19 protein-coding genes are annotated in these 21679 nt (G+C 36.3%); 6 read left to right on the forward strand and 13 right to left on the reverse strand.

The annotated features are described in order from the left end of the window. Window positions 1-321: 321 nt before the first annotated feature. On the reverse strand, window positions 322-1653 hold the full coding sequence (gene mtaB / locus ACU1LP_RS15735; protein WP_445734088.1) for a tRNA (N(6)-L-threonylcarbamoyladenosine(37)-C(2))-methylthiotransferase MtaB: 1332 nt from the start codon (window positions 1651-1653) through the stop codon (window positions 322-324). A 245-nt stretch (window positions 1654-1898) separates the two neighbouring features. Between mtaB and ACU1LP_RS15740 the strand changes: the two genes are divergently transcribed. Beyond that, on the forward strand, window positions 1899-3500 hold the full coding sequence (locus ACU1LP_RS15740; protein ID WP_445736750.1) for an ABC transporter substrate-binding protein: 1602 nt from the start codon (window positions 1899-1901) through the stop codon (window positions 3498-3500). Here ACU1LP_RS15740 and ACU1LP_RS15745 read toward each other — a convergent pair. The 5 genes from ACU1LP_RS15745 to ytxJ form a co-directional block, all read right to left on the reverse strand. Further along, window positions 3487-4188, reverse strand: coding sequence for a lysoplasmalogenase family protein (locus ACU1LP_RS15745; RefSeq protein ID WP_445736751.1), 702 nt, complete (start codon window positions 4186-4188; stop codon window positions 3487-3489). The two genes, ACU1LP_RS15740 and ACU1LP_RS15745, sit on opposite strands and share 14 nt — an antisense overlap. Window positions 4189-4311: 123 nt before the next feature. Beyond that, the gene (locus ACU1LP_RS15750) at window positions 4312-5211 is read right to left on the reverse strand and encodes a TolB family protein (RefSeq protein ID WP_445736752.1); all 900 of its coding nucleotides are present in this window, start codon (window positions 5209-5211) and stop codon (window positions 4312-4314) included. A 145-nt stretch (window positions 5212-5356) separates the two neighbouring features. After that, window positions 5357-5698 carry a hypothetical protein gene (locus tag ACU1LP_RS15755; RefSeq protein WP_445736753.1) on the reverse strand — a complete coding sequence of 114 codons (342 nt, stop codon included), beginning with the start codon at window positions 5696-5698 and terminating at the stop codon, window positions 5357-5359. Between the two features lie 43 nt (window positions 5699-5741). Next, complete coding sequence (locus ACU1LP_RS15760) at window positions 5742-6140, reverse strand: gamma-glutamylcyclotransferase family protein (RefSeq protein ID WP_445736754.1); 399 nt, start codon at window positions 6138-6140, stop codon at window positions 5742-5744. Between the two features lie 8 nt (window positions 6141-6148). Continuing rightward, window positions 6149-6538: a bacillithiol system redox-active protein YtxJ gene (gene ytxJ, locus ACU1LP_RS15765; protein ID WP_445736755.1), complete on the reverse strand. Its 390-nt coding sequence runs from the start codon at window positions 6536-6538 to the stop codon at window positions 6149-6151. Window positions 6539-6863: 325 nt separating this feature from the next. Here ytxJ and clpB point away from each other — a divergent pair, with 325 nt between their 5' ends. The 5 genes from clpB (at window position 6864) to deoD (ending at window position 13321) form a co-directional block, all read left to right on the forward strand. Continuing rightward, window positions 6864-9470 (forward strand): ATP-dependent chaperone ClpB, encoded by a 2607-nt coding sequence (gene clpB / locus ACU1LP_RS15770; RefSeq protein WP_445736756.1) that lies wholly within the window; start codon window positions 6864-6866, stop codon window positions 9468-9470. Between the two features lie 247 nt (window positions 9471-9717). Continuing rightward, the gene (locus tag ACU1LP_RS15775) at window positions 9718-10116 is read left to right on the forward strand and encodes a hypothetical protein (RefSeq protein WP_445736757.1); all 399 of its coding nucleotides are present in this window, start codon (window positions 9718-9720) and stop codon (window positions 10114-10116) included. A 486-nt stretch (window positions 10117-10602) separates the two neighbouring features. Next, window positions 10603-11340 (forward strand): deoxyribose-phosphate aldolase, encoded by a 738-nt coding sequence (gene deoC, locus ACU1LP_RS15780; RefSeq protein ID WP_445732144.1) that lies wholly within the window; start codon window positions 10603-10605, stop codon window positions 11338-11340. Window positions 11341-11532: 192 nt separating this feature from the next. Then, window positions 11533-12201: a deoxyribose-phosphate aldolase gene (deoC, locus tag ACU1LP_RS15785; RefSeq protein ID WP_445736758.1), complete on the forward strand. Its 669-nt coding sequence runs from the start codon at window positions 11533-11535 to the stop codon at window positions 12199-12201. A gap of 421 nt (window positions 12202-12622) precedes the next feature. Continuing rightward, complete coding sequence (deoD, locus tag ACU1LP_RS15790; protein WP_445732146.1) at window positions 12623-13321, forward strand: purine-nucleoside phosphorylase; 699 nt, start codon at window positions 12623-12625, stop codon at window positions 13319-13321. Window positions 13322-13388: 67 nt separating this feature from the next. Here the strand turns inward: deoD and ACU1LP_RS15795 are convergent, their stop codons facing one another. From ACU1LP_RS15795 to ACU1LP_RS15825, 7 genes are all read right to left on the reverse strand, one after another. Continuing rightward, complete coding sequence (locus ACU1LP_RS15795; RefSeq protein WP_445736759.1) at window positions 13389-14123, reverse strand: DUF6503 family protein; 735 nt, start codon at window positions 14121-14123, stop codon at window positions 13389-13391. A gap of 306 nt (window positions 14124-14429) precedes the next feature. After that, window positions 14430-15290, reverse strand: a complete 861-nt coding sequence (locus ACU1LP_RS15800; protein WP_445732148.1) for a 5-oxoprolinase subunit C family protein — start codon at window positions 15288-15290, stop codon at window positions 14430-14432. Beyond that, the gene (pxpB, locus tag ACU1LP_RS15805; RefSeq protein WP_445736760.1) at window positions 15271-16002 is read right to left on the reverse strand and encodes a 5-oxoprolinase subunit PxpB; all 732 of its coding nucleotides are present in this window, start codon (window positions 16000-16002) and stop codon (window positions 15271-15273) included. Before pxpB ends, ACU1LP_RS15800 begins: the two co-directional genes overlap by 20 nt. Before the next feature lie 5 nt (window positions 16003-16007). Continuing rightward, on the reverse strand, window positions 16008-16748 hold the full coding sequence (gene pxpA / locus ACU1LP_RS15810) for a 5-oxoprolinase subunit PxpA (RefSeq protein WP_445736761.1): 741 nt from the start codon (window positions 16746-16748) through the stop codon (window positions 16008-16010). Between the two features lie 290 nt (window positions 16749-17038). Continuing rightward, window positions 17039-18475 (reverse strand): S41 family peptidase, encoded by a 1437-nt coding sequence (locus tag ACU1LP_RS15815; protein ID WP_445736762.1) that lies wholly within the window; start codon window positions 18473-18475, stop codon window positions 17039-17041. 162 nt (window positions 18476-18637) lie between these two features. Then, on the reverse strand, window positions 18638-20269 hold the full coding sequence (locus ACU1LP_RS15820; protein ID WP_445736763.1) for a hypothetical protein: 1632 nt from the start codon (window positions 20267-20269) through the stop codon (window positions 18638-18640). A 75-nt stretch (window positions 20270-20344) separates the two neighbouring features. Beyond that, complete coding sequence (locus ACU1LP_RS15825) at window positions 20345-21463, reverse strand: DUF2891 domain-containing protein (protein ID WP_445736764.1); 1119 nt, start codon at window positions 21461-21463, stop codon at window positions 20345-20347. Window positions 21464-21679 lie beyond the last annotated feature (216 nt).

The following is a 21679-nucleotide window of genomic DNA, read 5'->3' on the forward strand; positions in this document are numbered from 1 at the left end:
AAAGTGAAAAGTCTTTAAAGCACTGGTTTTACTGACTTTTCAACTTTCTTTTCAACATTCGCTTGCGGATTTAAGGTTCCTGATGAAATTAATGACGAAAACTTTTGCAAAGAGTTTTTAGCGGCTGTTTTTGAACAAATTGGCGACCGAAATTTAAGTATTGTACCAACAAGTCCTGAAATTGCCAAATTTGTGAGAAGCAACCGAAAATACAAGCGCATGTTGCCTGTTGGGGTTAGGATATAGTCTTGATTTAAGAATAACGATTTTTGATTTTTGAACCCAGGATCCGAAGTTTAATAGCTTTGGATTTTTTTTGTTTTACGATACCAGCTCTTTTACAAACTCCAATCGCACCGTACCATCATCACCAATTTTGTTAAGTTTTATTTCGTGCAATGTATTTATTAATTCAGGATTCCAAGGCGCTTTTACTTTTACATAGTTTTCAGTAAATCCATGAATGTAGCCTTCTTTATTTTCACTTTCAAACAAAACGGTTCTCATACTCCCTATCTGGCTTTCGTAAAAAGCACGACGTTTTTTAACCGATAATCCTCGCAACATTTTACTGCGCTTATTCCTAATATTCATGGGCACCACAGCTTCCATTTCGGCAGCTTCGGTATTATCGCGCTCCGAATAGGTAAATACATGTAAATATGAAATATCCAAATCCGTTAAAAAGTTATAGGTTTCCAGAAAGTGCGCATCCGTTTCACCAGGGAATCCCACAATCACATCCACACCTATACAGGCATGCGGCATCACTTCCTTTATTTTTGAAACACGATCAACATACAATTCCCGCATATAGCGGCGTTTCATCTTTTTAAGAATTTCATTGCTTCCGCTTTGTAACGGAATATGAAAATGTGGCACAAAGGCTCTGGATTTAGACACCAAATCAATCGTTTCGTTCTTTAAAAGATTGGGTTCAATAGAAGAAATGCGCAAACGCTCAATACCCTCAACCTTATCCAATTCGGTCACTAAATCCAAAAAGGTGTGTTCATGTGTTTTGTTTCCAAACTCGCCTTTACCGTAGTCGCCTATATTAACGCCCGTTAAAACAATTTCTTTGATATTTTGAGACGAAATTTCCCTGGCGTTTTGCAACACATTTTGCATGGTATCACTACGTGAAATACCGCGTGCCAAAGGAATGGTGCAATAGGTACATTTATAGTCGCACCCATCCTGCACCTTTAAAAAGGCGCGTGTTCTATCGCCTATGGAATAACTCCCCACATAAAAATCGGCTTCTTCTATCTCGCAAGAGTGAATCAGTCCCATGTCATTTTTGGAAAGGTCGTTTAAGTAATCGGTAATCTTGAATTTTTCGGTAGCACCCAAAACCAAATCAACACCATCAACATCCGCCAATTCCTGTGGTTTTAATTGCGCATAACAGCCAACAGCGGCCACAAATGCTTTCGGGTTCGCTTTTTGGGCTTGCTTAACTATGGTTTTAAAACGTTTGTCTGCATTTTCGGTGACCGAACAGGTATTTATAACATAAATATCCGCCTGTTCAGAGAAATCGACACGGTCAAAACCTTCATCCGTAAAACTTCTAGCAATGGTAGAGGTTTCAGAAAAATTAAGCTTGCAACCCAAGGTATAAAATGCGACTTTTTTTCGAGAATTCATTTCAATGGTTAAAACGTGGCAAAGTTAATAAAAAAAGAGCGTTCCAAAACCGAAACGCTCTTTCAATTAAACCATAAGGTTACCCTTTGTAAATTTGAGAGACTTGATTGTTGATAATAGCAAAACAATCTGTTAAATTTATGACACACCATTTTTTTAAAAGTCACATATTTTTTTTAAAACCCTATAAATTATTCCAATTAGACAATAAAAACTTTATTTTTGAATGATTTTAAGCCTAATAAATGCAGCCCATAAAATATTTCATTCTTTTCTTAATTATTGCGCTTACTTTTTCTTGCAAAAAGAAAATCATACACATTAATGATGCCGACGTTTTTAGGTATAATGAACATAAAAACATTGGCTCCTTAGACCCCGCATTTTCTAAAGATATTGCCGATATATGGGGCACCAACCAATTGTTCAACGGATTGGTGCAAATGGATGAAAATTTAAACGTGCTTCCTTGCATAGCAAAACAATGGACTATTTCTGAAGACGGCCTTAGCTATTCATTTTCATTGCGCAACGATGTATATTTCCATAAACATGGACTCTTTGGAAAAGATTCCACAAGAACGGTTACTGCCAAGGATTTTGAATATAGTTTAAACCGTTTATTGGACAAGCAATTGGCTTCACCCGGTAGTTGGGTTTTAGGCAAAGTTGATGGTTTTAAAGCTGTTAACGATACGTTGTTCCAAATTCAACTAAAACAGCCCTTTCCGGCGTTTTTAGGATTGCTCACCATGAAATACTGCTCGGTGGTGCCAAAGGAAATTGTGGAACATTACAGCAATGGTTTTCGTTCGCACCCTATTGGCACGGGGCCCTTTAAGTTTAAACGTTGGGAGGAAAACATTAAATTGGTGTTTAGAAGAAATGAAAACTATTTTGAAAAAGACGAAAAAGGCAAACCACTACCCTATTTGGAAGCCGTTGCCATTACCTTTTTGCCCGATAAACAAAGTGAGTTTTTACAGTTCGCACAAGGTAACATCGATTTTGTTTCGGGGTTGGATGCCTCTTATAAGGATGAAATTTTAACGGCAGATGGACAACTTCGCGACCTATACTCAAAAGACGTCAATATGATTCGCGGCCCATATTTAAACACGGAATATTTAGCGTTTTATATGGATTCCGATCTGTCTGAAATACAATCAGAACTCATAAGAAAGGCGATTAATTATGGTTTCGACAGAAAAAAAATGATGATTTACTTGCGAAATGGCGTTGGAATTCCTGCAGAAGGCGGTTTTATACCAAAAGGATTGCCCGGTTACAGCGAAACTATTGGCTTCACATTTCAACCGGAAAAAGCCAAACAACTGATTGCTCAATTTAAAAAAGAAACAGGCAATAAAACCCCTGAAATATCCATTACTACCACCAGCAATTATTTAAGTTTTTGCGAATACATTCAACGCGAACTTCAAAAAATAGGGCTCCTTGTAAATGTGGATGTGATGCCTGCGGCGACCTTAAAAGACGCCAAGGCCAATGGCAAATTGGATATGTTCCGTGCCAGTTGGGTGGCCGATTATCCGGATGCCGAAAACTATTTATCTCTTTTTTATAGCAAAAACTTTGCGCCAAACGGTCCGAATTATTCCCATTATAAAAGTGATCTGTTTGATACTTGGTACGAAAAAGCTTTTACCGAGACCAACCCAGCCACCAGGGAACAACTCTATACCAAAATGGATTCGTTAGTGATGAAAGAAGCTCCTGTAATCCCATTGTTTTATGATGAAGTAGTGCGTTTTACGCGAAAAAACGTAAAAGGTTTGGGAATCAATCCTATCAATTTGTTGGAATTAAAACAGGTTAAAAAGGATTAAGGACAATTTTCCTGCGTCGCTCCTTCACGATCCCCATAGTAATAAAGTATAGCGAAACCCCGTAAAGTAGCATGATCAACAAATCCTGTAATGGCAAATCTGTCTTAAAGGTTTTAATGGCCATCATGCTTTCGCAAATAATGTATAGGATAACACCAAAAAACACGTACATATAACTTATTTTATTAACCGCATCCTTTCTTAGAAAAGCAAACTGAAACAGCAAAAGCGATATAAAAAAACTGATCAGCGCAGGAACAAAAAAGTTTTTTAAACTATTGAATAGGTAGCTTACAATAAAAACGGTATAAACAAACATGATAATGGAAAAAGGTATGAGCCTAGAAATATTAAAATCGAATTTATGCGAAAATCGGAAACTCAAAAATAGCTTTCCCAATGCAAAAAAAAGCAAACTGGCTCCCAAAAGCACGACATTGGTATGGTTTATTATCAGAATATCCCCAATAAAGAACATAAGCAACGCTAAGTTTATCCATAAATGCTTTTTCTTGTTCTTTTCTTTATTATTGAAATGGTAATAAAAAAACAACATCAATACAATGGGCGGTTTTGTTAAATACCGATAAGGATATGCAGGACAGTAAAGCTTAACCAAAATATCTATGGTAAGCATGCCGAAAAAAAGTACGGTAAACTCTTTTTCGTTTTTAAGTAGGTCAATCATCTATGGGGAATCAGTTAAGTCAATAAATAGTATAAATTAGTAGGTTGCATCAAAAGTATATAAAATTGAATTATATAATATTGACATTTGTCAACTAATATAATAATGTTTTGTAGACTAAGGCTAATTTTTAAAAAAATAATACACATCATCATCGCCTTTACCTCCATCACGTTTAGATGAAAAATAACCTGTTTTGTTATTTGAATTTATAATGAAACAAAAATCGTCCTCATTACTGTTGATGGGTTTGGGTAGTTTTTCTGCCTTTTCAAACATGCCGTTGGTGTCTATGTCGCATTTATAAATATCAAATCCACCAAAACCGTTGGGCCTATTTGAAGCAAAGTACAGAGTATTATCGTCGGCAATAAAAGGAAACATGTCTTTACTATACGAATTTACCTTGCTACCAAGATTTTTAGGGGCACCGAAAGTGGTGTTTTCCAAAACAGCCACCTTAAAAATATCCGAACCGCCTTTGGTAGTTTCTTTTCCGCCCCTGATATTAGAAGTAAAATACAGTGTTTTCCCATCTTTACTTAGGGAGGGATGCGCATAGGAAAATTTAGGGTCGCAAAATGGTAAGGTTTTAAAATTGGTCCATCCCATCCCCTCTTTATACTCTCCTATTTTAATTTGAAAATTGTCTTCATTAAAATCGTTATCCTTGTACGTAGTGGTAATGTACAATTGCTTTCCATTGGAAGGCATGGTAGCACTGCTAATGTAATTTATTTTTTGTTCCGGGTCTATCTCAATGTTTTTTATATTATGAATGGTACCATCTTCCAACAGTTCTCCTTCAAAAATGGTAAGTATCGGATTTCCTTGATAGCGTTTTGGCCGGTCTTTTTTATCCAGTAGATACGAAGTGAAAATAATTTTGGAATTGTTTACCAACATTAAACCAAAATGAGGGTGTTCGGTGTTTATTCCAAGGTTTTTTACGGTATAATTTTCGGTTTGGGAGAACGCGATGCAACTTATTAAAAAGATGATATAGTATAATGATTTTAGCATATATATAAATGTAATTGCCAAATATACAAAACTTTAGGATGGGTGTTTTGTGGTATTGCTGCTGTTTGAAAAATATTTCGCAGATGTTTTACTATTCAAGACGTTTTCTTGGGCCGTTTTAAATATTGGAGCGTTTTGCAAAGATTCAATCTGTGCATTGATAGCATTTACTTGCGCCCCCCTTTTTATAAAAACCCGTTTTTTTTAAAGTGTTGTAAACCTTAGGCACAAAACCTTTAAGGTGGTTGCTATCGGCTAATTTTCCTGAAAAAGCTGCCAAATATCCTAAAGTGCCTTCAGCATTTTTTACCACCATAACACCAAACATTTTACCAATTATAAGGCCTGATCGGTTTGGATTCAATCCGAAATTATGCGTGAAATCAATTTGTTCTTCTATATACATTTGAAGTTGTTTAGCAGGCAAAACAGTCAACGGATGCTGCTCGTAATAAAATGGAAAGGTAGATTTTTTAGGCAAATCCATTCCCTATTTGTTTTTTAACGGATGAAAGAATGAAGCACTAAAATTACACATACTTACCAGACGGTATTAGCTTCAACTGTTCGGTTGGTAAATTGTAAATATAGACCCATGTTTTAACAAGCTCGTTTTCGCTGATGTAGGCATCGATCAACACACGTTTATATTCATTTGCATGTTCACCCGTATCACCAATACCCTCATAATCATCTAAAGCTTTAAAGGTTTTTTCTGTGTCAAGAATCTTAAAAATATGTCCGAAAACTTTATCGTTTGGATTGTCACTTAAAACAGCCCCCGGATACCACAAAATTTCATATAATTTACCATTGAAATAACCCGTTCCTATAAACTCCGATTTGGTTTCCAAAAACTTCGCCATGTAACTATCAAAATCCTTTAACAAGGTGCCATAAACGAATAAATAGTTGTGATTTACCGACATCTAATTCCTTAAACAAATCGATTCAAATCCATATCATTAATAGCACCATGACTTTCGTGTGCCACTGCCGTTCCGTTTTTTATAACCAACAATTGAGGTGATTCGTGCAAAACCTGAAACTTATGCGCTATTTCGTTTGAAATATCCCGGTAATTCAGCAAATCCAAATAATACAGATCAAGATCATTTTCTGAAAAACCATACGATTCCACAAACTGATTCATAACCATTCTACTAATGCCGCACCGTGTGGAATGTTTAAAGATAACCTGCGTTTTTGTTTTCGATTTATTTTCAATATTTTGCAATTGCCCCAATTCATTTAAAGCAATCCACGGCAATACTTTTGTTTCGTTGGGCTTGTTTGAACCACTAAATAATTTATTGAATAATCCCATGTTTAATATCTTTTTTCATTCCCTCGAATCCCCATAGCTATACGGGAGGGAATCTTATTAACTTTTTTAATTCCTTCTTAGAGGAAACATTTTTTTTGTCGTTCCTGCAAAAGTAGGAATCCACAATTATAACTACTAAGTCGAAACCAATTTAAAATCTTACAACTGACTAAAAGTCATAATATTGTTAGTCTAAACAGTCATTTTGTCCTTAAAATCGCACTGGTAAGATTATTGACTTAAATTGATTATAAAAGTAAAACAATAAAATAGATTCCCTCCCGTATAGCTATGGGGATTCGAGAGAATAACAAAAAATACAGATATGAACTTAAATAATTATACAACAAAATCGCAAGAAGCCATACAGCAAGCGCAACAAATTGCGCAAGGCTATGGGCATCAACAAATTGAAAACGAACACCTTTTTAAAGGTATTTTTGAGGTTGACGAGAACGTATTACCATTCATTTTAAAAAAATTGAATGTAAACATTAACATCCTTGAACAGGCTTTGGACAAACAAATTGAAAGTTTCTCTAAAGTAACTGGAGGCGAATTGATGCTATCTCGTGAAGCTAATAAAACGCTGAACGAAGCATCCATCATCGCTAAAAAAATGAAGGATGACTATGTATCGATTGAGCATTTAATCATTGCTGTTTTTAAATCGAACAGTAAAATAGCACAAATGCTCAAAGACCAAGGTGTTACCGAAAAGGCACTAAATGCCAGCATCAATGAATTGCGAAAGGGCGAAAACGTAACTTCCCAAAGCCAGGAAGAAACATACAACTCCTTAAATAAATATGCCAAAAACTTGAACCAATTGGCTAAAGATGGCAAATTGGATCCTGTGATTGGACGTGATGAGGAAATACGACGCATCCTTCAAATTCTATCACGTAGAACCAAAAACAACCCCATTCTTGTCGGTGAGCCAGGGACTGGTAAAACAGCCATTGCCGAAGGATTGGCGCACCGGATTATAGATGGCGACATCCCTGAAAACCTAAAAGACAAACAAATTTTCGCATTGGATATGGGTGCATTGATTGCGGGCGCTAAATATAAAGGCGAATTTGAAGAACGCTTAAAAGCCGTTATTAAAGAAGTGACCACTAGCGAAGGTGATATTGTACTTTTTATTGACGAGATACACACTTTGGTCGGTGCTGGTGGCGGACAAGGTGCCATGGATGCTGCCAATATTTTAAAACCAGCTTTGGCAAGAGGCGAATTGCGCGCTATTGGTGCCACCACTTTAGATGAGTATCAAAAATATTTTGAGAAAGACAAAGCATTGGAACGTCGTTTTCAAAAAGTGATGGTTGATGAACCAGATACCGAGAGTGCTATTTCGATTCTGCGAGGTATCAAGGAAAAGTATGAAACCCATCATAAAGTACGTATTAAAGATGAAGCGATTATTGGCGCGGTAGAATTATCGCAACGTTATATTACCAATCGTTTTCTGCCTGATAAAGCCATCGATTTAATGGATGAAGCCGCCTCAAAACTGCGGATGGAAATCAATTCCAAACCTGAAGAATTGGATGTTTTGGATAGAAAAGTGATGCAACTGGAAATTGAAATCGAGGCCATTAAACGCGAAAAAGATGAATCAAAATTAAAAACCTTGCGTTCCGATTTGGCAAACCTAAAAGAGCAACGCAACGATTTGAATGCCAAATGGAAAAGTGAAAAAGAGGTGGTTGAAAACATTCAAAACACAAAATTAAGCATTGAGAATTTCAAGTTAGAGGCAGAACGTGCAGAACGTGATGGCGATTATGGTAAAGTTGCCGAATTGCGTTATGGAAAAATCAAGGAAGCACATGAACAACTGGAGGTTTTTCAAAAGCAATTAGATGCACAATCTGAAAACTCGATGATCAAAGAGGAAGTGACTTATGACGATATTGCCGAAGTTGTGGCTAAATGGACGGGGATTCCGGTAACCAAAATGATCCAAAGTGAACGCGAAAAATTGTTGAAACTCGAAGCTGAATTGCACAAAAGGGTTGTTGGACAGGAAGAAGCCATTATTGCGGTGAGCGATGCGGTTAGACGTAGTCGTGCAGGTTTACAAAACCCAAAAAAACCCATTGGAACGTTCCTTTTTTTGGGAACCACAGGCGTTGGTAAAACGGAGCTTGCAAAAGCTTTGGCAGAATATTTATTTGATGATGAAAACGCCATGACCCGTATTGATATGAGTGAATACCAAGAGCGGCATGCCGTAAGCAGATTGGTTGGTGCGCCTCCAGGATATATTGGCTATGATGAAGGTGGTCAATTAACCGAAGCGGTACGCAGGAAACCCTACTCTGTGGTACTTTTGGATGAAATTGAAAAAGCACATCCAGACACCTTTAATATTCTATTGCAAGTTCTGGACGAAGGTCATTTAACCGACAACAAAGGACGTGTAGCCGATTTTAAAAATACCATAATCATCATGACTTCCAATATAGGAAGCCAGATCATACAAGAGCGTTTCGAAGCAACAAAAGATATAGATTCGGCTATAGAAGTCGCAAAAATAGATGTTTTGGCACTTTTAAAACAGAGCGTGAGACCTGAGTTTTTGAACCGTATAGACGATACCATCATGTTTACGCCCTTAAGCAAAAAGGATATCACTGCCATTGTTGGTTTACAAATAAAAAACCTGATAAAAATGCTGGCAAAACAAAGTATCACTTTTGACGCCACACCAGAAGCTATTCAATATTTAGCAAATAAAGGTTATAATCCTGAATATGGTGCCCGACCGGTAAAGCGTGTGATCCAAAAAGAGGTTTTAAATGCTTTAAGTAAGGAAATATTGGCTGGAAAAGTAACTACGGACAGTATTATTTTATTGGATGCCTTTGATGATGAACTGGTATTTAGAAACCAAAGCGATTTGGTAGCAGAAAATAATTAATCGTTTTAGGCTTTCTTTACAATCTTTAATAATTTAATCCAACCAACGGAGGTTTTTATAAACATTCGTTGGTTTGTTTTTTTAATTTGTGTAAATTAGACCAACATCATTCAATTTAAATATAACTTTAAAAGGTTTTTGGGACATTACAATATCCAATTAATAAGTGCATCTTCTTCTTTAAAAAAAGTTATATGAGTCTCTCCCAAGTGTTTAATGAACAAAATTATTAATTTAAAAATAAGTTATGGGTATTATAAAATATTTGAATGAAACAGACACAGAACTATTCATTTTCCCCAATTTCATCATAAACCAAATAAAGGAAGGCGCCATTATAGATACTCAACACAATGACAAATTGAATCACATTATTTATAGTCATTTTAAGAATAGAGACATGGTTTACATTTCCAACCGTGTAAAATCCTATACCGTAAATCCTTTGATCTATAATGAAACCGAAAAAATTCCAAACCTGCTAGCCATCGCAATGATTCCAGAAACCGATATGATGCGGAAAAATGCAGAATATGAAAGAGAATTTTTTAACAAGCCCTACGAAATTTTTAAAACTTTGAGTGAAGCTATCTTTTGGGCGCATAAATTGCTTGTTGAAAACAAAGTTATAACCTCCAGCGAATAACATCTTGCTAAATTATTTAATGATTTATCTAAATTAATTCCATGTGGTGAACTCATCTTGACTTTTTCTATTTCCTAAAAAATGGCTGAAATTCGCCCATATCTCGTCTATTTTCTTATGCGTAACGATGCTATGCCTCTCAAAAATAGTCTCATCTGAACATCCCGATATATCGGGATTCGGTTAAAAACAAAAAGTCAAGATGAGTTCAGTTAGTTCTATTCAAGCTACAACCAACTTTTGTAATGTACTTTTCCACTAATTAACACCCCAAGATAATTTTCATCTTTACAATTTCAATCATCCAACACTGAATAAGTTAATAAGTTCGTTAATAAAACGTAATGGGAATTCGATAAACGGTCAATTTATATCGGTCTAAACACCTAATTTAGCAGTGTTGTAAGTCCCCAAAACTGTACAAAAAAACTTAATATAAAATCCGACTTGTAAATAAAAAACATGTCATAAAACCTACTTATTATTATGGATATATCCAAATATATTGACTACACGTTATTAAAAGCCACTGCCACAGAACGCGACATTATTCAGCTTTGCGATGAAGCCATACAAAATAATTTTCATGCGGTTTGCCTTAACAGTGCCTATGTTGCACTAGCAAAACAATTGTTGGAAAATACAGAAGTTAAGGTATGTACGGTTGTTGGATTTCCATTGGGCGCCATGTCTACGGCAGCTAAGGTTTTTGAAGCAAAAAAAGCTATTGATGACGGTGCGGACGGTATAGAGATGGTTATCAATTTAGGATATCTTAAAAGCAAAAACCATGTTTTGGTTTTAAAGGATATTTTGGATGTTAAGTTTGCCATAGGAGACGCACCTTTAAAAGTGATATTGGAAATTTCGGAATTGAACAAAAATGAAGTGATAAAAGCATGTGATATTTGTTTGGACGCTGAGGTAGATTATATTAAAACCTCTAGTGGATTCTCAAAAAAAGGAGCCACCTTCACTGCTATAAAAATTATGAGAAAAACCATAAGGGATGCTGCTAAAATTGTTGCTTATGGTGATATTGAGGATTTTGAAACCGCCATTAAATACTTGGAAGTCGGCGCCGATTGTATTGGAACTTCTGTAAACTTAATCTCAGGAAACAAAACACTACAAAGCAGAAATGCCAAGATTTACCAGAAATACTTGGAAGCCCATCAAGAAGAAAGCGTTGTTGAAACGGAAACTATTGACATTGGTTTGTAATCCTCAAAAAAAATAATTACATCCCAAGGGACTTCATGTTTAGATTGTGAAACTTAAACGCTCGAAGTCCCTGTTTTTATAATTCCTAAGGACAAAAAATCAAAGAATTGTTAATACCTTTGTCATGCACGCCTTTCATTTCATTCAGAACGTATTGAGTTAGATTGATGTGCCGTAAATTCAAACTGCATCATGAAACCTTTAAGTAGTTATATAGACCATACCCTTTTAAAAGCGACGGCCACAAAAAGCGATATTGTGCAACTTTGCAACGAAGCAAAGCACTATCAATTCCATTCCGTTTGTGTGAATTCCTGCTATGTAACATGGGCTAAAGATCAGTTAAAAAACAGTAACGTAAAAGTCTGCTGTGTTATTGGGTTTCCTTTAGGTGCCATGAGTACCGCATCCAAAGTGGCCGAAACAAAACAAGCGTTAGTTGATGGAGCTGATGAAATTGATATGGTATTGAATGTTGGCTTATTGAAAAGCGGCGATTTCGATGCCGTTTTAAAAGATATGGAATCAGTAAAAAAATGCATGCCTCATCTTATTTTAAAAGTCATTTTAGAAACGTGCTATCTTGAAGAACTGGAAATAATCAAAGCCAGCGAATTGGCTATACAAAGTGCTGCCGATTTTATTAAAACCTCCACTGGTTTTGGTTCCCGTGGCGCTACGGTCCAGGATGTTGAAATCATGAAAAAAGCAGCCAAGGGACAAGCTAAAATAAAAGCCTCCGGAGGCATCAAGGACTATCAAACAGCCTTGGAATATATCAACCTAGGTGTTGAACGTTTGGGAACATCCTCAGGAATTGCAATCCTTACAGGAGAAGCCTCAACCGAAAACAATTATTAATGCGAATCAAGAGTTAAAATGTTGCAACTATTTAGCCGAGGGAAAATTGGATTACGCGCTTGACTTAGGGGCGTTACCCCTGTAGTCTTAGTAGTTGCAAAATGAGCCATGATGATGAATTAGGGGCTTTAGCCCTGACATCTTTGATAAAATTATTGTGTACGTGTTTGCCATGTTTATTGAATTTCAGGGCTATGTATTTTTTGTTCATTATCGTGTTATTTTATGAAGATAACAGGGCTACGTCCCTTTTATTTAATTAACGTTTGTATCTACGACGATTTAGGGCTAACGCCCCTAATATTGTCTTATAAATCGTAATGGGTTTTAATCTTTTCAACAATTGATTCGCATTATTAAATAATGTTAGATACATACTTTCAACTTTTAACCTCTAACTTTTTACTTTTTACTTAAACCAATGAGCGTACATATTGAAGCTAAAAAAGGGGACATTGCAGAAACTATTCTACTACCGGGAGACCCACTGCGCGCCAAATGGATAGCCGAAACATTTTTTGAAAACCCTGTTTGTTTTAACCAAGTGCGGGGTATGTTGGGTTATACCGGAACGTACAACAACAAACGTATATCGGTTATGGGCACAGGCATGGGCGTACCGTCCATTTCCATTTATGCGCATGAATTGATTACTGAATATGGCGTAAAAAACCTGATCCGTGTTGGAAGCGCCGGTTCTTATCAGGTGCATATTAAAATTAGGGATATTGTATTGGCTATGGCAGCATCATCCAACTCTGGGGTCAACGAGCTTCGTTTTGGTGGTGCAGATTATGCGCCTACAGCAAATTTTGAACTGTTTCAAAAAGCGGTTGAGGCTGCAAAAACCAAAAATATCGCTATAAAAGCGGGGAATGTTTTTACTTCGGATGAGTTTTATGCGGACGATTTTGAGTCCTATAAAAAATGGTCGAAGTTCGGCGTGCTTTGTGTTGAAATGGAGTCGGCCGGATTATATACCGTCGCCGCTAAACACAATGTAAATGCATTGAGCATTTTAACCATTTCGGATTCTTTGGTCACTGGAGAACGGACCAGCACCAAAGAACGTGAAACGACATTTAAGGATATGATTGAAATTGCGCTAGAGTTAGCATAATCTTATGGAACGCATTTATCCACCTCTCTGTAAGCGCTTATGGAAGCAAAAGAATTGAAGTCGGTATTTAATTGACCGTTATATTTTTTAATTCTATTTTAGACAATAAGTCTAATTCGTTGTTTTCAAATAACGTGTCCAAATCGTTTAAATTCGCTTCACCAGCCTTAGGTTTGAAATTATTATAATCCACAAACCGAATATTATTTACAAAGCGTTCATTGTACGCTTCACGAAATCGCATTCCCAAACCGTCATCTTCAGCATAAGAATATGCCATATAATCCACTTTAAAACTAGTGGTATTCACCCAATATAAAAAAACATCATCAAAATCCTCCCCTCCTCCTTTTTCATTAAAGGTTACCTCAATCTTATGATACGCTTGGTCATTTATTTTGACCAATGCTATGTATTTTTTATTTACCGCAGCAGCATTCAAACCAAATGGCAGCACTGAAAAATAATGGACCGAATTTACTGAAGACGCATATTTAACCGCCATGCTATCGGGAATTTCTACAAGCTCATCATTTACATATCTTTGGAAACCGGAATTGCTCAATACATCCTTGATTGTTATGGAATCGTGAAATGTTCGTTCATAACGAAATTTACCTTGTTTGCGAATGGCTGTGTAATGTTTATCCCTAAAATCGAAATCAATAGTTGAATTCTTTAAATGCGCACCGCCTGAGACCTCAATCGATTTATTAATAATTTGGTTAGCATCTAACTTAGATTCGTTTTTACAACTATAAAAACTAAAAGAAAGCAATACTAAAATAAACAGGTTTTTCATAAGAAATATTTTTAAGAATCTGTCGCAAAGTTACCGACTTCCATGACAAGTGTATTAGAATCCATATCTTTAGTGTTGGACACGAATTGCACGAATTGGTACGAATAAATGGGTTTAACCCATTTAAATTCGTGTAATCATTTTTCAAAAATAATCAGATGAACATAAAAATCTAAAGATTTTTCAAAAATTAGTGAAAATTAGTGAAATTCGTGGCTTAATATTTTTAATGCGTTGGTTTCTATCGACTTTTTTACCAAATACCCATAAAACTATCTTAAGCTCAATGTTTGATATTGAAAAAGTTTAAATGAGTTCATTAAACCTAATCATGTTTCCTGTAAACTTTTGGGACAAAACATTAATTGCAGATTCTTTTAATTGAAGCACCCTGGGATAACCACCCGTAGTTTGGCAATCGCGCATTAAAATTATGAGTTTCCCCGATGGTGTTAACTGAACCGTACCCGGAAGTACAGCGGAGGTAATAATAGGCTCTAAACTATTCTCCAAAGATTCGGATAGTTGATATGCCATTCTATTATTGTCTTTCGAAATGGTGAAATGAGTTTCAAGCAATAATTCCTGTTGATTCTTTTGCAACAAATCAAATTCAGGCCCTTTAAAAACATCGATTTTATTTATTGAAAAATGTTCTTTATTAACTTTAATGGAAGCATTTTTATTATCTATAAATAAATTAGATTCATTAATCTTTAATTCGTCATTTTTAGAAAGATTAAATAGCGTCGTAATACCTTTATACATACTTTGGCTACCCATGATGGTCTCCGTATTAAACCCACCTAAAACCGCTAAATAGCATCGAAATCCACTGTTTAATTTACCAAAAGACAGCACATCTCCAGATTGTATTTTAATGTTTTTATTGAGCAGAATTGGGTTTTCATCCAACTTAGGCGACATATCAGCACCCGAAATACAGATGTAAGTATCAACATGAAATTGAAGTTTTGCACCCGTCATGGCCATTTCAATAACCGCTGCATTTTCACTGTTTCCAAGGATATGGTTCGCTAAACCTGCGGAATATGCATCCATTACCCCGGAATACGGCACGCCATATTGCTGGAACCCTTTACGCCCAAAATCTTGAATGGTGGAATAAAATCCGGGACCCAACACTTTAATCACTGGACACCTCACTTTCTATTTCATATACGCCAGCTTCAACTAATCTTTTAATGTTTTTATATTCATCAATGGATATAGGTTTGAAGCTAATCTTATCGCCCGATTTTGCAAAACAAGGTGGATCGTTATAGGGGTTAAAAAATTCAATGGGTGAGTTCCCTATAATGTTCCAACCTCCTGGGCTTTCTGATGGATACACCCCTGTTTGATTGCCCCCAATGGCCACCGCTCCTTTTTCAATTTGTAATTGCGGGGTCGATTTTCGAGGTACATAAATCGATTCATCCAAACCTCCTAAATATAAAAATCCGGGTAAAAAACCTATAAAATAAACCATATAAATTACTTGGGAATGTCGCTCAATAATCACTTCCTTTGAAAGGTTTTTTTCTTTGGAAACCATTTCTAGATCAATACCAAAAACCGCATCGTAGCATACAGGGATTTTCCACAGAACTGACACACTGTCATTGTTCAAATTGGATGATAAATAGATGTTTTCAAGCCGATGGACTTCATTTTTGAAATTCCTACAAAACGAATCATAAGTAATTAACAACGAGTTGTATGCAGACTTTAAATAAACATTAGATCTAATATTATTTTCTTTAATACCCTTTTTAAACCGGATGATGTCCTTTAGGATTTTTTCGTCGATAACCGCTGGCCATTCCACTAAAATAGAACGTTCACCAAACGGTTTGTATGTAATATTGAAGGCCATTGATCCTATAGTATTTTAATGCCTTGGGTCCCTAGATTCCAGCGGAGTTTTTTTATTAATTCTGCTGCTTTCATATTATCGCCATGCACACAAAATGTTTCAGCCTCTATGGGCACTTCTGTCCCTGTAATTGTTTTTACTTTACGCTTATCAATCATAAATAAAACATGTTCAAACATAGCATCTGAATCGTGTATTAAAGCATCCTTTTTACTCCGCGATACCAAAGTTAAATCGTCGTTGTAATTTCTATCCGCAAAAGCTTCATAAGTAATAGGTATATTGTTTTGAAGTGCCAAGGTTTCAATAACCGACTTATAGGGTACATAAAGTTTGGTTGGCAACGCCATACTTTTCATCACTTCAATAATGGTAGTCGCAATTTTAGTGTCCGTTATCGCCATATTATATAGCGCACCATGTGGTTTTACATGATGGAGCAGTGCATTCTCTTCGTTTAGAATAGTAACCAAATTGTTTATTTGCTCTTTGATGGAAGTATATAGCGCTGCACAAGGCATTTCCATGGGTTTTCTGCCAAAATTTTCAACATCTGGAAATGAGGGGTGCGCGCCAATCTTAACGCGGTGTTGCTTCGCCAATTTAACCACCTTACGCATGGTTTTGGCATCACCTGCATGTCCGCCACAAGCAATGTTGCACGACGATACATACGGTATTAACCGCGATTCGTTGCCAATGCCTTCACCTACATCTACATTAATATCTACTGAAAAATGAACCATTAAATCAAATTTGGATTTAATACATTATTAACTGCCATCAAAAACAGCAACATAGGTATCCCTAAGATAAGGAATGCTGCAATATTTTGGACTAAATTATTTTTTTATATATTCTTAAATATTATTGTCCGACTAAAGATAAAAGACCGCTTCACTGATAGAATATAGAAAATAGACATGATTCCAATTAACTGAAAAACAGTATTAAATATAGTAATGTTTTTTCAAAAAAAATATTTTTAAAAAAACCAAGCAGACCACCAGATTAATGTTTTAAACCCGTTTTTATTTTATAGCTGTTTTAACAACGCTTCAACCGCTGTTTTTAATTGGGTGTCTTTACCTTTTGCTTTATCATCGGGATTGTTACTAACTAAAATATCGGGAACTGCTGGTACAAAATCCATATTGGTTTTTGTTTCTTTCACATACCAGCCTCTAAAAGGCATTCTAACTGCCGATCCATCGATTAACTTAGCTGAACCCGTTGAAATAACGGCACCAAAGGTAGGTTCTCCCACAAGAGTCCCTATGCCTAAAGCCTTATAAGCATGAGAAAATATTTCAGCATTCGAATAACTGGTATGGTTGCTAAGTGCTATAGATGGCTTCGTCCATGACGCAAAAGGCAAACGTTCACTAAATGGATAGTGATTGATAAATTCAGTGTGTTCTTTTTCTAAATTGCTCGCGGCTCCTCTAGGTATTGTATAGGCGTGTTGTTTTACACTAAGTACCGCCATTAAATAATCAGTAGTCCATCCACCTCCATTAAACCGAACATCAATAACCAGACCTTCTTTCCCTAAACCTGCCGCTGTTAATTCGCGTTCAAAATTTTCGAAACTTTGCCAATCCATACCCTGTATATGGATATAACCTAATCTTCCATTGGAATATTTCTCTGTTAAACGCTTTTGTTCTTTTACCCAAGCATTATAGTTTTCCACGCGGTTATTAGAATCGGGCCTAATAACAACTTCCATATTTGTACCCCCTCGTTTAACGTCTAAATATATTTTTTCGTTGGCAGTTCCTTCCAGTAAACTATAAAAATTCAGGTTTTTGGTAAGTTTGGTTCCGTTAACCGAAGTAATAACATCGCCAACTTTAATCGTGCTTACCCCTTTATCAGCAGGCATATTCGCTACAACCGCAGTAACTTCAACACCGTTATTGTTTGGCTTTACTTCAATGCCAAGTAAACCAGTGGTTTCTTTCTGTAAATCTTCACGATCCTCACCTATACTGAAACCCATGTGGCTAGCGTTAATTTGACCCAGCATCCAATTGAATATGTTTTGGAAATCGGTTCTAGTTGACGCTTTCATGGCCAATGGCTTGTATTTTTTCTTTAAAGCTTGCCAGTCTTGACCATGAAAATTTGGGTCGTAAAATCCATCGTTAATCGCTTTCCAAGCTTCTTCAAAAATTTGATTGGACTCTTCAAAATAATCCACATCCATTTTTGCACTAACAGGTAAGGATTCTACCTTATCGGATGATAAATTAAGACTTGATAAACTTCCCGTACCGGTAGTCATAATAAATTTTGTGCCTTTTTTATCGGCAACAATATTGGAAGGTTTGGTGTTTTTTGAGGTAATCTCCTTTTTGTCTTTTCCATCCCATCCAATTTTAAACAAATCTGCTTCATAGTCCGCATCACCCCTCGTACCATTACCAGTGGTATAATAAATGGTTTTTCCATCTTTAGATATGAACACCGCATATTCACTACCAAAAAATGAGGTTACCTGAACTTGTCGCTCATAAATATTTTCAAAATCTATGGTAATATCTTTTTCGGGTTCTTTTGATTTACTGTCTTTTTTATCTTTATCAGCATCCTTCTTTTTGTCATCTTTATCGGCTTTGTTTTCCTCTTCTTACCAATCTTGGGGTGTTTTTTCCCAATCCGATTTGTTCAACCACGTAAACCAAACATCATAATCGCCATTATTTCTATTGGATGTAAAAACCAATTTCTTCCCATCGGCACTCCAAATAGGGCTTCTATCTGCTTTAGGATGCATCGATATGTTGACTGGTTTTTGAGAATTATCTGCTTTATGGATATAGACTTCATCATTAAAATCCAAATCGCTTAAACTGTACGCCAGCCATTTGGAATCGGGCGACCAAGAAACCCCACCTGGAGTGTCCCAACCATCCAATAAGACTGTTTCGTTTGATAATTTTCCGTTGGCATCAATTTTAGAAACGATCAATTGCCCTTTACCTCTTTTGTAAACAATTGATTTTCCGTTAGGGGAAATTATCGGGTCTGATTCGCCCTCTTTGGCACTGGTTAATCGAACCACTTTATACTTTAAGGTTTTTAATAAATCTGATTCTTTTGGGTCATCAGACTTTAAAAGATACAAATCGTTTTGACCGTCCCTATCCGAAACAAAAACCAATGTACTATCATTCAACCATGTTGGCATTCTATCTCGGTATGCAGATTTTGAAACATTGACTGTTTTTTTAACATCTTTATCTGTAGATCTTAAAAACAATTCGCCCCTAATAACCAGTGCAGTTTGCTTTCCGTTGGGCGATAATGCCACTTCTTCAATTTGATTGGTATATGTTTTATGCTCAATGGGATCGAATCTATAATCTGAACCGATATTCAATTTTACTTCTTTAGGCGTATTGGATGATGCATTTAAAACAAATAATTTATCACCTTGCACCATCGCCATATCTTTACCATTGGCACTAACGCTGAATGAAAAGATACCCATATCTTTAAAAGAAGTCACAGCTTCTATTTGCCCTACTTTTTGTCCGTTGGCATCAATCTTTAACTTGTGAATATTATATTTTCCACTTTGTGAAGACTGAAAATAAATGGTAGCATCATCGCCCCAATGCGGATAAAAGTCGTTACCATCATAAGTTGTTAATTGCATGTAGGAGTCTTTAGCAATATTATATAACCAAATATCCCTGTTAGCAGATCCACGGTACGCTTCTCTGGTAATTCTACAATACCCTTTAACAAAAGCAATAAATTTTCCGTTTGGCGATAATTTTGCATCAAAACCTAATGAATTCATTAACCGTGATGGCGTACCACCTTGGTCGCTAACACTATGTATTTCATATTCTCTTTCCACTTGTGCAAAATCCCGTCTTGTTTGAAATATAATGGTGTCATCTTTAGTGTAATCTGTTATATAATCGTTTGTTGAGTGATACGTGATACGTTTTGGTAATCCACCATTTGCTGAAACCATATAAATATCGCTGTTACCGTATCTGTCGCTCTCAAAAGCGATGGAAGCACCATCATGGCTCCACATAGGATTGGTGTCATGGGCTTCATGAACGGTGAGACGCTTCACATTTTGACCGTCGATAGTGGACGTCCATATATCCCCTTGAAAATTAAAAGCCAATTGTTTGCCGTCCGGACTCACCGAAGGCGTATTGATCAATGGGGTTTGTGCGATACAAAATGAACTGCTAAAAAGTGCTGCTAATAAAAAGCGAATAGATAAAATTTTCATGGTAATTTTTAGTTTTTCTAAAAATAGTGCTTGCGCACAGTTTCAGTAACATAATTGAAGCTGTTTAACATAAAATTAAGATTGTTTAATAGTCGTAGAATTAAGTGCATAAATAGCAAAGCTCCCCAACCAATGCCCACCTTCGTAACTGTCTTCAAAAATACTGGGCAACGAATAATTGATATGTTGATTTGCTATATTTTTTAAATGCTCGTATTCTGGAAGTCCTTCTGCTATTTTATTTAAGCTCCACGCTCGTGAAAAATTTACACCGTCCAAATGCACCAAACTGCCATCTTTTCTATCGGATACCTTTCCTGTTTCCAAAATAAAGCTTTTATTTTTTAATTGAGGCAAAAATGTGTCCAACCATGGTTTAAATTCATCCGTTGGCAATACCCGTTTCATCAACGCCGCTTCTTCCAAACAAGGCGATAAAAAATCGGTGCCACCGGGTTCCCAAGTCATGGGACAGTTGGTATCTGATCCATAAAAATCTTTGGCGCGCTGTTCAATGAGGGTTTTTAAAGTAGTATTATTTACCGTATGGGCATAATCCCAAGCAAAGCTTAACCCGAATGCTGTATTGGGGTGTTCGCCCACTCTAATGGGGTAATTTAATTTTGGCAGAAAATCGATATACTTTCCAATAATCAAATCGGTTAAGGGTTGTAGATTGTTTTCTAACTCTCTTGCGGTTTCATTGTCCCAAGTATGCAATTCCTCTGCGAGTTTTAACAACCATGCCCAACCATAAGTGCGTTCATACGATTTGTTGTGTACGCCCAGAAAATATGCCACTTCGGTTTTTATGTTTTCCTTGGAAATATTTTGAAGTAGTTTTTGTTTGATGGCTTCTGCATGATCCAAATCTGGAAACTGCTTTAACAAGCTTACCAAGCTCCAATGCCCATGTACCGATGAATGCCAATCGAAACACCCATAAAACGCGGGGTGCAATGTTTTTGGCGACTTCAAATCAGTATCCCCACCCAAGGTTTGGGACAACCTGTTTGGGTATTCTATATTCATACAATGCAATGGCAATTGCGCTAAACGGTTGGCCTGTTCCAAGTTTAGAACAGGTGTTTTTTCTTTTTGAACTTCTGGCATGTGTTCTGTTTCTTTTTGCTTTTCGGAATTGTTACAGTTAAAAATGAAAAGTGATAGCAGTAAAATGAGTGGTTTTTTCATTGAATGGTTTAAACTTTTTTTAAAAAGACAAAAGGGTTGCCAATATTTGCGTTACCACACGTAAAATATACTAAACAACCCCTTATGTACACAGTACTTGACAAAGATACGATAGAATTGGAAATTATCCCATACATACCATTACCAAAAAGAAGGTTTCCCGCAAGGGTTCCACTAGTTGAGATTGTCAACGTAATTCTTTACAAGCTAAAACAG

The sequence above is a fragment of the Mariniflexile sp. genome (assembly GCF_052728615.1).